The organism is Paenibacillus sp. UNC217MF, assembly GCF_000686865.1.
Classification (GTDB): Bacteria; Bacillota; Bacilli; order Paenibacillales; family Paenibacillaceae; genus Paenibacillus_B; species Paenibacillus_B suaedae.
This window is the reverse complement of the sequence record NZ_JMLT01000013.1, coordinates 148,976-161,721: the sequence shown is the minus strand read 5'-3', so window position 1 is coordinate 161,721 and position 12,746 is coordinate 148,976. Positions and strand designations below refer to the sequence as shown.

Genomic DNA, 12,746 nt, shown 5'->3' with positions numbered 1-12,746 from the left:
GATAATCAACTCCCAAAAGGATCGAGAGTCGAAGGCCGAATACCCGATTACTCCAACCCGCTCCCTTTCCGGCATACATATACGAAGGCTGGTGGAACGTTCAGAAACACAAAATGAATATTCTCGATATCAAAATAGCGAGCCAATTGCGGCTTCATTTGTTGAGAGTATTGGAATGCAACGAATAAACCTCCCGGCTTAAGCGATGCGTAAATTTCCTCGATCAGATGATCACGCAACTGCTGCGGGAAGTTGAAGAATGGCAGCCCGCTCAGCACACAATCCAACTGCTCCCTACTTTCATCCCCCAATATCTTGCCTAGCTCACCAGCATCCGGATAAGCAGCGTATTCGGGATAGTTATCCTGCAATCGCGCCAGCAACAATGGATCCTTCTCGAACAAAATCACTCTGGCCGTATCTCGTTTAACCGTATCGATAAATCTGGTAATGGCCCCTGTTCCCGCGCCTAATTCGGCAACATGCTGCACCTCTTGCCAGTCCACAGCATCCATCATGCGCTGCGCGAGAAATCGTGAGCTTGGCGTAATGCTCCCTATCTGTTTGGGCGTTCGAAAAAATGTATTTAAGAACAGTAGCTTTTCCCGAATCATGTTCACACTCATTTGACGTCTCCCTTTCGCTCGTATCCTTGGTTGTTATTATCATATCCAACATGTCTTGGGATCATAGGGAGTTTGCTCTGAATGAGTTCTTAATGAGTTCTGAAGAATTTCTGAAGGGATAGATTCTACGGATAAAAAAGTGTGGGTAGGTCAAAACCGCTTAACGTCAACTATGATTATATGATTGATCATCCAGCGGTTTCGTAATTTAGTTATATGTGTTCTGTTCCTAGAGTACCATTATACCGATCGGGTATGCCTGCACTTCGGATAGGTTGAGCATCCCCAGAATGCTTGTCCTTGCTTGCTTTTTCTTCTCACCATTGGCGAGCCGCAAGTACAAATCATTGATGCGGATGCTGCGCTTTCCTTACTACCTTGCTTCAGCTCTGCTTTTGCTACTTCCATTTCTCGACTACTTTTCTTCGATGTCCTTTTCCCAGGATTCCACTTCCCCCATGAACGCAGCTTGTGTTCAATGAGTGCACCGTGCCAATAATCCACTTTGAATTGTTCCGCTTCCTTCTTCGCTGGCCCCGTCAAATCTGATGTCGTAATCAACAAGGATAAAATACAATCGTGATTCCGTTTAGCACCAACAAGTTCACGAACCGTCTGCACAGGAACCTTATGGTGACTGGCATAGCACTTCGCCTGAACAGCGGTCTTCTCTCCCCGTCGATCCGTAATCACAAGATCCACGCCCCCATCGCTGCCGCCGACTCCCACCTCTGTGACCCCATAACCTTGATCTCGGAAATAAAGGGCCAACAGGCGCTCGAACTCAGCACCCGTCAAGTCTTCCAACTTACTTGATAAGATCGCTTCATCTTCACGACAACGTGTTGAAGCTCTATTTGTAGTACCTCGCTTTGCCCGGTTTTGCGGTAATCTTCCATTCTTCTTCGATGGCTTCTTTCCTTGAATCGCAACAAAGATCGAAGCTCCGAGCAAAATGGCTATCATAACAGCTGCGATTAACATCCATTCACTGCTTCCCATGTACATATCTCTCCTGTTGTTTATATATCAACATTTTACAACCTGGAAACATTTTGATAAACCCTTAAAATGTCTTCCTCCTCAATTAGAGCATCGCAACAACACTAGAACAAATAAAAGAGACGGAAGATATGAAGTTAATAACAGTGTATATCATATGTGCGAGTGTCTCACCAAGGGAAGCCAAAACTCTTCGATCGTATTAAAGGAGGCAAACTGTCATTCACGTTGAACGCCATCAAGCTTGGCATGAACAGCAAGCAAATAAGCCCTTATTAACCATACATGATTAATAAGGGCTTCAATTTTCAACGCATTCGAGAGAAGGGCATGAACTTCCTACCTTCATGCGCTGCTGTCGCTCAGATTTACATCATTCAGCTATGTGCCGAACCGCTTGCGATACCCGCACTTGCGGCACAGTTCCTCCACAGCTTCTCTGCGGGAGAATCCGTAGAACAAGTTGTTCGCTCGCTCACTTTCAACAATCTCCGAGAATGAGTCACGGTTCACATTACCGAGATTAATAACCCCTTCGCCATCCAAGCAGCACGGTACAACGGTTCCGTCCACGAGTATCGCTGCTTGGGAACGAAGCGCATGGCAGAAACCTTTGCCCTCATCCTCCGGAGCGCTCAAGCTTGGCCATTCAAATTCATGGTCTTGATTCAAATAAACACGATCTGCGATCTTAACACCGCTACCCGGGATAATTTTTTCTTCAATTCGATAGTCCAAATTGAATTCTTTTTCAATAATTTCAAGTGTCTCGCGGTTGCGATTACGCTCCATGTTCGTTTTATTATCCTGAGTCAAATTCCATAGTCGGAACGAGAAGATAACCTTATGCTCTTCAGCTTCACGCACGAACTCCAAAATATCAGCAAGATACTTATCACGGTTCTCCGAGCCAATATGACCATCGAAGCTATGAAGCGAGAAGTTCATCTGGCGCAGAGCCGGCTTGCCAAGCAGCTTATGCTTGTTCTTGCGTATAAGTGTACCGTTCGTTGTAATGTTGACCTTGAAGCCCTTTTCATGGGCTGCATCTAATAATTCATCGATCTTCGGATGGAGCAAGGGCTCCCCTTTGACATGCAAATAAATATGATTTGTATGCGGCTTAATCTCATCTAGAATATGATTGAATGCATCCAGCTTCATGAAGTTCGCTTTGCGTTCTGTCGGCGGACAGAACGTACAAGCCAAGTTGCATACACTGGTCAGCTCTATATAGACTTTTTTGAACGTTTTCAAGATTGTTCCCCATTCTATTGTAGTAGTTCCGTACTGTCCTCACCCTCTACTATGCACGAAAATGCCCCTGCATTCAACTTAATCTGGGCGGAACATACAGGAACTAGCGTGGAAGAGCCTAATTCCATCACGCTCGACCCCGACGATAGCAGGAACAACACTTATGAATGTAGTTATGTTCGTTCAAAAAGTTCCGATTGGCCTCCCTATGAAAAATCCCATTAAATCATCTTGAACGTAGGTTGTATGTAGCCAAATTGAATTCCTTTCGCAACGGCTTCAAGCGACGAGGTTACATTCAGTTTCTCAAACGTATGCTGCAGATGATTCGACACGGTCCGCTCGCTGATATGCAGCTTGCCGGCTATTTCTTTTCGCTTGTATCCGTCGCTTAAGAGCTGGAGGATCTGTTTTTCACTGTCTGTCAACGTCTCTATAAAATCGATGGAAGCAGGGAAATAAGTCTCCCCGTTTTGGATTTGCAGCAGTGCACGAACTACTTCTTCGGGATTCATATTTTTATTCAGGAATCCTTTCGCCCCTATTTTTTGTGCTTCATATCTGTATACCGGCAAATCATAGCCAGTCAGCATCACGATTCGGGCTTCCGGAATTTCACTCCGTATTTTTTTGGCAAGCATTATCCCATCCTCACTGGCCGAGGAATTAAGGTGGATATCCATCAATATAATATCAGGCTGCTCTTTGATGATCACGGAAACTGCCAGAGCAGTATCCGTAACGGATTGAAACCGCTCGATTTCAGGCGTGCCTTCCAGTGCGATTTCCAGGCTTTTCGCGAACAAAGCATGATCATCGATCAAGATAATGTGCATATGAGCCCTCTCCTTTCATCAAGAACTTTACTGTAACACACAATCCTCCACCGTGGGCCTCTTCCAAGGTAATGGAGCCATCAATCAGAGCAAGCTGTTCCCGAATGGACTGCAATCCCTTGGGCAGTCCCTCTCCTGCATGTTCGAAATTCTTCAGGCCAATACCGTTATCTTGCACCCATAGCTCCACCTGCTCAAAGTTAAGAGAGAGACGAATGTCCAGAGTAGTTCCGTCTGAGTGCTTAAAGGCATTGGCCGCAAGCTCCTTAAGCATACGATACATCATATAATTGTATGGCTCTACCAGAAAGAAGGTATCATCGCACTCAAATGAAATGGAAAATCTCCTTGTAGGATACGTTTGCTGAACCATACTCAATAGATTTATCAAATTTTCTTTATAGGTAAGGGTATTGAGCAAGGCCGGTTGGTACTCCTGCATCTGCTGTCGGATCGACAGGTTTAGGCGGTTCAGCGCCTCCATGATTAACCCTCTGATTTCGGTGCGGTCTGATTTATTCATCATATTCCGAATAGAAAGCAAATCTTGAAGAATACCGTCATGCAGATAATTCGAGAAATCTCTTTGGATCGCTTCCTCTCGTTTGATCTGCAGCAAGGTTCGCGCATAATGGCTGTCCATGCTCTGCATAGAGCTGTCGCATGTCGAGTTCGACTGGATCTTGGAAAAAACATATAAATGCAAGGCATAAGCTTGCATGCACAAAAGCATTCCATGAATAATGACAAAGAATTCACTTGGCTGAAGCTGCAACAACAGAGTAATTAGGCTAAACAGGGATATGATTCCGACCATAAGAATGAGCAGTGATTTCCCACGAAACAACATGACAGGGAGATCCTCCGCATGTGTTAGCGCAATCCGGTGAATGCTTAATAAAGGCAGAAAGAGAAAGGGATAAATGCCAAGACCCTCTACGAATTCCGGGTTTGTACCAAAGTACAGCACATAGCCGAAAAAAATCAGAGCTGCTGTTAAAGCAGGAGCGCCGAACTGCTTCCATTCGTTGCGAAGCACAAATAGAATCCGCTGTCGATGTACATAACACAGGCCAATGCCGACTCCAAAGCTAAGCACAAGCTGGAACAAGTAAAACAAATGAAACCATGCGTCTTGGATCAAGCCCAAAAATACCGTGAACATACAAGCCGCTTTCAATAGGATGTCGGCCTGTTTTTTGTATAAGTACGCCGCATCCTGAAAGAGAAAGGCAGATATAAATCGGTAGACTGCGTATAACAGCACCGAACCGCAGAAAGAGAGCAGTTTAGCAAACTGCTCGTCTCCCGAATCGATGCTTAGCAAGGTATACCAGCCAGATAAGATTAACAGCCACGTAAAACGGGTCAATACTCCGCTGTTTTTCAGATTCATGCTGCTGATGTATACGGCATCCAGCGTAATTATAAACACGAGCACCAGCATGATCACATCCGCAACGTCTATATCACTCCGAAGACCGGATAAATGTCCATACACGAGGTAAGCGATAATTAGTAGTTCATTAACGATCAGCAGTATTTGTCTGTACAGATATCTGTTTTGAAAAGGGATCGCCTCCTTCCTCGCTAATCCATGGAATGAACTCTATTAACGGGGAAATACAGTTCGATAACAAGCGCGTCTCGTAATCAAATAATAGATGCCAAATACAGCTCCTGCAATAACCAGAGCCATCGCGACCGGAACAGAAATCTGCCAGCTTTGACCCAAAATATCATCGATGAGCAGCCCTCTATAGCAAATCAGCCCACAAATGCTGTGGAAGAGACCGATACCGAGCGGGATGGCATACATCATAAGAATTTGACTTCGTATCACTTTCTTTATTTTCTTCCTACTGTAACCCATCTTACCGAGGATCTCATAATCGCTCTGTTCATAGGAAACGGCCGAGATGTTATGAAAATATAGGATGCTTCCCGCTGCGATGAAAAAGAGTACGGTCAAAAATCCAAGCAACAAAAAGGTAGAACTATTGTTGGACATGATCTCATACGTCCGGGCATAGGCACTGGAGAAATAAGGGTTATCCTTCAGGCCGGAACGCAGAGCCTCGTAAGCCGCCTTGCTGTCTCTTAGATTTTTTCCATCAATGCTCATGACTGTCATCTTGGGAAGACCAAGCTCGGCCAAACGATGATAAATCTCATCGGATACGATCAGAGTACCTACACTGATATTAAATCCGATTGGGTTAGACAGCGTTGTATCCCGGACAGTGATATCAAGGGATTGGTTGTCCGGAAGAGAAAGCCGGTAATTTTGGCCGACATCTCTCTGCGTCGGATCGGAACGATATTTAACTAAAATGCTGTTGGTATCTTCCAATTGTGTATATTCCGCTTCCTTGCCTTGCTGATGCAATAACCGATTATAATCCGATAAAGCCATCAATTCAAATCCCGGCTCCTTCCCTAGCGCATATTCTGCTGGAAGATTGTCCGATTGGGACCGGATCTTTATAAGCGTGGATTGCTGAGCTGTAAACTTACCGGAACCGATTGCCTTATTCAATGCTTGAACAGCTTGATTTGCCTGTTCCGGCTTCTCAATCGGGAACTCTAGCGCAGATGGAATGATGCGATTCACCGCCGCCACGGGATAGTACATGGTCAAGGCTGTAGAACCGAATACGCCCAAGGTACCGGCAATCAGCAGGGACAGCATAATCAAGGTTTTTGCATTGGTTCGGATACGGGAAATGAACTTGGGTATCGTAACTATCGCAATGTCTTTGTACAGGAGACTTTTCCGATGTTCCAGCTTACGGAATAAATACGGAAGAAAGGAATAAATAACAAATGAAGTCCCGACTGCAATCATCAGTACCATTGATAGCCCCATCGGAGCAACACCGATGGATTTCCACAATGACTCTTTGCCGCGTATGACATCAATAGCTAACAAATCACCAGAGATCATGAGCAACAGTCCCAATATGGCAGCAGAAACGCGAACCTTGATCGGTTTTTCAACTGTTTTTTCAAGCCGGACAAGACTTAACAGCGTCGTTTTGCGAAGCAGCCTCCAGTTGGACAAGCTTAGCACTAAAATAACCGCAAAGACGAATACAACGCTATAAAGCACGGCCTTGCCGTTCAATAACGGGATAGTTGAAGTATTAATCTCTAAATTCAGCAGCAAGGAGACCCCTGCAACGATCCCTTTGTGGGCCAACGCTCCCATAATGATCCCAATAAGAAGAGCTCCTAAACTGATCAGGATATTCTCAATGGTCAATAATGCAAGCATGGCAGACTTTCGGTAACCGAGCAGCGTATAAATGCCCAGTTCCTTCATCCGGCGCTTCATAAAAAATTGATTGGAATAGGACATATAAAATAATACAAATGCCATTAAAAAAACAGAGATGGTGCGTGACATCGTTTCTACTCGCCCATCTTCCGAAATTTTGGACATCATAATGTCATTTAGCGAAAATGACATAAAGGTGAAAAAAACGGTCAAAATAAGAGCGACTGAAAATAGATAGAGCGAGTAGAACGATACATTATTCCTTACATTTTTAAATGCAATAGTCGTTAACTTCATAACAACACCTCTTTTTAGCGCGATTCATCCAACAGCGCAATCTGCTCCATAATGGTTTCATAAAAGGAGCGCTGATCTTGAGTCTTGCGTTCCAGCTCATTAAAAATCCGCCCGTCCTTAAATATCAGGATACGCTTGGCAAAGCTTGCAGCGTACGCGTCATGAGTCACCATCAGAATGGTTGTGCCCAATTCTTCGTTAGCTTCGCTTAACGTTCGCAGCAGTTCTGTTGCCGAGTTGGAATCCAGCGCTCCCGTTGGTTCGTCCGCAAATAGGATCGACGGCTTTTTAACAATGGCTCTTGCTGCCGCAACCCGCTGTCTCTGTCCGCCGGACAACTCACTGGGATATTTCCCAAGCTGCTGGGATATGCCGAAGCGTTCGGCCAAGGAACGTATAGAGCGATCGATTTCCCCTTCGGATAGCCCTTTTAGAGTAAGGGGGACAGCAATATTCTCCATGACCGTTAGACTGTCCAGCAAAAAGTATTCCTGGAAAATAAAACCAAGATGCTCATTGCGGAAATCTGCTGAACGAGTATCGTCAAGCTTACTGATATCCACACCGTTAATGGTAATTTCACCGTCTGTCGGCGTATCAATGGTGGATAATACATTAAGCAGTGTCGTTTTCCCGGAGCCGGAGGCCCCCATGATGCCGATAAATTCCCCAACATGCACGTCAAACGAAATTCCGTTCAGAGCAGGTCTTTGCATGGAATTGTATCGTTTCGTTACGTCTTTTGCCTGCAGCAAACTTGGCATAAAATCTCCCTTTCTGTATGTTTGTATATATAACGATAATTTTTTTAGGATAGAAAGGCATGAGTATTTCACGCACAAAAAAATGCCGAGTTCGGGTAATACCCTAACTCGACACTATATTCTAGCTATTTTTGAATCTAATCGGTTACCTCATAGGTAGCTGACGTTAAAAACATTGCGGGAACACATTAAGCATACACTTGAGTTCGATCATCCGAAAGTTCTTCAATCGTTATGTAATCAAAATGTGCCTCATACCCTTCTCCCTGCGGACTGCATGCATAAATGCCCACTTGAATGGGCTTCGACTCCTGCTCAAATAAATGTGTCATGCGAAGCTGCTTCCAAGCAGAACCATCCAGTGAGTAATCGACATAAAAGTCGTTCCCAATCCGGGAAATACGGAAGTAGACCGGAGCATCCCCATTATCAACCTCTTGGGTTGACCAGTCCGAATATCCGTGGTTCGTTACCACTGCGCCGAGCTTATTGCTGGCATCCGGAATATATTCTACAGATGTTTTGAGCCAAGTGTCTGGCGAATAGCGAACCATTAGCCCTGCTTGGTCATAACGGTGAACAGGATAGGAATATACCTTGGTCGTCAGCCTGAAGTTCCCCTCAATTTCTGTATATAGAAAATGTCCATTATCGACTTCAAAGCCATAATGTGTCTTTTGCCAGTAATCGGTTTCTTTGGCGGTGCGAACAATGAGTTTTGCAGATTCTTGATTGATCTCCCACGCTCGAGGCGGCGAGTACCACATCAAGTTCGTGTTCAATTGTTCATGTTCAAAATTTTCATGCAGTCGAATTGAATTGCTCATCTGAATTGCCTCCATGTCGTAGTCTCTATTCCATCATAGGTGGAATCATCCCTACTGTACAGGGCGCAATTAAGATTACGGTGCATCTCCTACGTTATGAAGTGACCTGCGGAGAGTCCTGTTCCAAAATAATGCCATTCAATACAAGTCGAACAGGAGCACTAATCGTATCCCCAACCGGACATGTACGCTCAATGAACTGCACGAATTGTTCGATCTGCTCATAGGAAGCATTGCTCTTCACATGGATGTTGTAGCGAATTTCAGAATAGCCTCGGCGCACGTCAGATTTGTTCATGAAGCCATCTGTATCCAAATCCCCCTCAAGCTCCACCCAAAATTGCTCCAGCTGAATATTGAATTTACGGGCATATGCTCTTGCCACGATGGACTGGCAGGCGCCTAACGCACACAGTACGACTTCAACCGGATTCATCGCCGTATCCGTACCGCCCAGCGATTTCGGCTCGTCAATCGTAATCTCGAAATTCCGTGATCTCGCCTTTACAACCATTCCCTCTTGCAGATGTGCAGAAGCAGTAAATGTTTCAAGTGGCATTCATATAACCTCGCCTTCCTATTTTAACCAACATTATATCACAGTTAAAAAATATGAATAGTAAGAATGTTCTCTTGCTTCCAAGAAAAGAAGGGAGACTGCAGCTTTCTGCAATCTCCCTACTATGGTCAAGCCGCAAACGAAGCATCCTTTATTTCAATGACCACACCTGTGTAACCCAATCTGCATAAAAGTCGGGCTCATGAGATACCAGCAGCACTGAACCAGTGTAGCTGCGCAGTGCCTCTATAAGGGCCTCCTTCGCCCGAGCATCCAAGTGATTCGTCGGTTCATCCAACACGAGCACATTGCTGTCCGTCAGCATCAATTCGCATAATCGTACCTTAGCCTGCTCTCCGCCGCTTAGCGAGCTGAGCGGCTGCCGAATATGCTCCTCCGTCAACCCAGTCATCGCAAGCAGCTTGCGTATCTGCTGATGTGTCATGTCTGTACGGAATGCGCATAATTGATCAAGCGCGGAATCGTCGGATACGAACAGCTCTTGAGCAAAATAAGCGACCTTCACCCGCTCTCCTTGACGAACATTGCCATGCAATGGGGTTAATTCTCCAAGCAGCGTCTTAAGCAGCGTTGTCTTGCCAACCCCATTATGACCGACAATCGCAATCTTCTCTCCTCGTTTCATCAACAGATTCAGAGGCGAGCATAGCGGCTTCGCATAGCCGATTTGCAGCTGTTCAGCCCTCATAATTCTACCTTCAGGCTCCACATGAACTTGGAAAGAAAATCGCGGCTTCGCACCAGAAGTTGGTCGATCAATCCGCGTCATGCGTTCCAGCATCTTCTCGCGGCTCTTGGCCTGCTTCGCCTTGCGAATCTTATTTTTCTGAACAAAATCTTCGAGTCTGGCAATTTCCTTCTGTTGTCGGCTATACGCTTCGTGCTGCTGCAAATTATTAAGCTCGTATACGCTGCGGAATGCCTCGTAGTTGCCTACATAACGCTTAATATTCTGGTGCTCGACATGAAAGATCGACGTGGCAATTTCATTTAAGAAAGAATTATCATGGGAAATGACCAAGAAGGCTTGCTTATACCCCTTCAAATAGCCCTTCAGCCAATCAATGTGCACCTCATCCAAATAGTTCGTCGGTTCATCCAGCAGGAGAACATGGGGCTCTTCCAAGAGCAATCTTCCTAGAAGCAGCTTCGTGCGTTGACCTCCGCTCAGCTTCTCAACATCCCGATCCAGACCAATATCAAGCAGCCCTAAGCCTGCTGCGATCTGTTCCAGCTTCACTTCAATCTCATAAAATCCCGAATGCTCCAGTCGATGCTGAAGCTCCCCATACTTGGCAAGCCATAACTCCAGATTGTCAGCATCTTCGGCCATCTTGTGTGCCAGCTCCATCAAATTCTGTTCCATGGCATAGAGGTGACCAAATGCCCCGCGCAAATAATCGAGCACGGTCATCCCAGGCTGCAGATCAATATGCTGCTGCAAATAACCTACCTTCACATGAGGCAGCCACTCCACCTTCCCTGCATCCGGCAATAGCTCACCGGACAGGATACGCAGCAATGTTGATTTGCCCGCTCCGTTGCTGCCTACAATTCCGGCATGCTCCCCCGGAAGCAAGCGGAAGCTAATATCGAGAAATACTCGTTTATCCCCATAAAAATGGGTTACTTCTTCTACAGATAACATACTCATGTCATTCTCTCCTTTGCATGTGCGTAAATGATGCTCAACGCCAAGCGAGAGAACAGCTTCATAAAGAAAGTATTTGCTTGTGTGTATGCAAAAAAGGGCAAGGCGAACGAATCGCCTTGCCCTATACAAATAGCCCATAATAGGTAGTTCAATTTATCCTTAGTGCTGCAGACCAATACGAACAGACCGTGTCTGTTGGTTCCGCTTGGTTCTGCACCCAAAGTTCATGAACGCGTACTTGTATATGAAAAAAGGAATCGGTTCTTTATCCACTGTTCTTCGATTGGCATTAAGCTAAAAATGGGCAGACTTCTCCCGTCTTAAGCCAATTTCCGTTGAAGAACAGTTGACAATACCGCCATCCCCTTTCTAATCCTCATCATCATAAAATGGTATTACGAGGAAAATCATACACGATCATAGCTCGTCCTGTCAAGAATATGCAAAAACCGCCGCATTCAAAAGATGCGGCGGAATCGTAGAAAAATAACTTCTTATTGAGCGCTTTTTATAATATGCTGTGGCACTTTAATCTGAGGAACCACATTGTGTCTAGTGTATGTTGAGTTACTTACAAAATGATCCTCAATTTTTCGTCCGGATTCTTCCCCAGACTTTGTATATTCTAAAGCGGTACTCATAAGAAAATAATTATCCTTATTGATCCGATATTTAATGACTATGTTTTTCATATCGAGCATGATTTGTTTATTACCCTTTTGCTCCGACTTTTCCTGTTCTAATTTATCCTCTTCCTTGCTTGGTAACTCCGACCACAAAAAATGTTCAGCTTCCTTAGCTTTTTCATTTTCCAAACTCACTGTCACGATATAATCATTGCCTTCTGAAATAATGTTCGCTTCATTTGCATACATCTTGATCTGTCTAAAGAGCTCATTCAAATCCATATCCTTCTGTATTTGAGTTGGATTCATCAAATCATCCGGCAATTTCCTCCATTGACCATCATATTGAAGAAAATATGACCCTTCATTCGTTTGGTACTTTTTTAAAGTTAAATTCACCTCATTAGATATTATCGAATTTTCGAAATATAAGCCGATCGGTTCTTTCGTATAATCAAATCTTATTTTAGTTAGCTTAGAAGCTTCAATTTTTTGATCTGCCTTGATTGTCTCTGTCTGATTGATATCCAAGGAAAAGCTCTTTACACTTTTATCAGCCTCAATTGCTTTCTGCAATACTTCATCGGCTGTCGGCATCGTATTGCCGCATGCCGTTATCCCTAGTAATGATAAGAATGCTAGTAGTATGGTTATCCGTTTTTTCAAAATAACAGCCCCCTAAAATAATCTGCTTTACCCATGTTAGCCAATTTATAAAGAAGGGAACAGTAAGTTAAAACCTATTACTTCAATAAAATAGAAGCATTTGGACATCATCGATACATCTAATGGATACAGCAAGACTGTCGACAGTCTTGTTCTTTAACAGAACACCTCAGTTTGTATTCTCTATTAATTTGGTATGATATGGACAAATAACAGTGCACAAGTATTGGATATATTGCGAAAAATTTTTGGTTCGCAATCGAATACGGCGCTATCGACGTTAGCTTCATCTATGACTTGTACTTTGCCACAATTCTTAACATAAAATGTT

Annotated in this window: 11 protein-coding genes; all 11 read right to left on the bottom strand. The window is 44.4% G+C overall.

What is annotated here, in order from left to right; translation table 11 throughout:
• Positions 1–47: 47 nt before the first annotated feature.
• Positions 48–626, bottom strand: a complete 579-nt coding sequence (locus BP95_RS0109285) for a class I SAM-dependent methyltransferase (protein ID WP_021255342.1) — start codon at positions 624–626, stop codon at positions 48–50.
• Between the two features lie 240 nt (positions 627–866).
• Entirely contained in the window at positions 867–1,628 is a 762-nt protein-coding gene (locus BP95_RS0109280) for a restriction endonuclease (RefSeq protein ID WP_028531985.1), read from the bottom strand.
• A 381-nt stretch (positions 1,629–2,009) separates the two neighbouring features.
• Positions 2,010–2,885 carry a radical SAM/SPASM domain-containing protein gene (locus BP95_RS0109275; protein WP_021255344.1) on the bottom strand — a complete coding sequence of 292 codons (876 nt, stop codon included), beginning with the start codon at positions 2,883–2,885 and terminating at the stop codon, positions 2,010–2,012.
• A gap of 221 nt (positions 2,886–3,106) precedes the next feature.
• Complete coding sequence (locus tag BP95_RS0109270) at positions 3,107–3,721, bottom strand: response regulator transcription factor (protein ID WP_028531984.1); 615 nt, start codon at positions 3,719–3,721, stop codon at positions 3,107–3,109.
• Positions 3,699–5,168, bottom strand: coding sequence for a sensor histidine kinase (locus BP95_RS0109265; RefSeq protein ID WP_021255345.1), 1,470 nt, complete (start codon positions 5,166–5,168; stop codon positions 3,699–3,701). The genes BP95_RS0109270 and BP95_RS0109265 overlap by 23 nt, the downstream gene beginning before the upstream one ends.
• A gap of 165 nt (positions 5,169–5,333) precedes the next feature.
• Positions 5,334–7,298 carry an ABC transporter permease gene (locus tag BP95_RS0109260; protein WP_021255346.1) on the bottom strand — a complete coding sequence of 655 codons (1,965 nt, stop codon included), beginning with the start codon at positions 7,296–7,298 and terminating at the stop codon, positions 5,334–5,336.
• Positions 7,299–7,312: 14 nt separating this feature from the next.
• Entirely contained in the window at positions 7,313–8,062 is a 750-nt protein-coding gene (locus BP95_RS0109255; protein ID WP_021255347.1) for an ABC transporter ATP-binding protein, read from the bottom strand.
• A 188-nt stretch (positions 8,063–8,250) separates the two neighbouring features.
• On the bottom strand, positions 8,251–8,889 hold the full coding sequence (locus BP95_RS0109250; protein ID WP_028531983.1) for a DUF1349 domain-containing protein: 639 nt from the start codon (positions 8,887–8,889) through the stop codon (positions 8,251–8,253).
• 94 nt (positions 8,890–8,983) lie between these two features.
• The gene (locus BP95_RS0109245; protein WP_021255349.1) at positions 8,984–9,448 is read right to left on the bottom strand and encodes an OsmC family protein; all 465 of its coding nucleotides are present in this window, start codon (positions 9,446–9,448) and stop codon (positions 8,984–8,986) included.
• 151 nt (positions 9,449–9,599) lie between these two features.
• Positions 9,600–11,123 carry an ABC-F family ATP-binding cassette domain-containing protein gene (locus BP95_RS0109240; protein ID WP_021255350.1) on the bottom strand — a complete coding sequence of 508 codons (1,524 nt, stop codon included), beginning with the start codon at positions 11,121–11,123 and terminating at the stop codon, positions 9,600–9,602.
• A gap of 494 nt (positions 11,124–11,617) precedes the next feature.
• A complete protein-coding gene (locus tag BP95_RS0109235; RefSeq protein WP_021255351.1) occupies positions 11,618–12,415 on the bottom strand; it encodes a DUF6612 family protein in 798 nt (265 codons plus the stop codon).
• Between the last annotated feature and the right edge of the window lie 331 nt (positions 12,416–12,746).

What these genes read in the sequence shown, in the direction of transcription:
- BP95_RS0109285 (WP_021255342.1), bottom strand. Translation starts at nt 626, where the DNA reads ATGAGTGTGAACATGATTCGGGAAAAGCTACTGTTCTTAAATACATTT.
- BP95_RS0109280 (WP_028531985.1), bottom strand. Translation starts at nt 1,628, where the DNA reads ATGGGAAGCAGTGAATGGATGTTAATCGCAGCTGTTATGATAGCCATT.
- BP95_RS0109270 (WP_028531984.1), bottom strand. Translation starts at nt 3,721, where the DNA reads ATGCACATTATCTTGATCGATGATCATGCTTTGTTCGCGAAAAGCCTG.
- BP95_RS0109265 (WP_021255345.1), bottom strand. Translation starts at nt 5,168, where the DNA reads ATGCTGGTGCTCGTGTTTATAATTACGCTGGATGCCGTATACATCAGC.
- BP95_RS0109260 (WP_021255346.1), bottom strand. Translation starts at nt 7,298, where the DNA reads ATGAAGTTAACGACTATTGCATTTAAAAATGTAAGGAATAATGTATCG.
- BP95_RS0109255 (WP_021255347.1), bottom strand. Translation starts at nt 8,062, where the DNA reads ATGCCAAGTTTGCTGCAGGCAAAAGACGTAACGAAACGATACAATTCC.
- BP95_RS0109250 (WP_028531983.1), bottom strand. Translation starts at nt 8,889, where the DNA reads ATGAGCAATTCAATTCGACTGCATGAAAATTTTGAACATGAACAATTG.
- BP95_RS0109245 (WP_021255349.1), bottom strand. Translation starts at nt 9,448, where the DNA reads ATGCCACTTGAAACATTTACTGCTTCTGCACATCTGCAAGAGGGAATG.
- BP95_RS0109240 (WP_021255350.1), bottom strand. Translation starts at nt 11,123, where the DNA reads ATGAGTATGTTATCTGTAGAAGAAGTAACCCATTTTTATGGGGATAAA.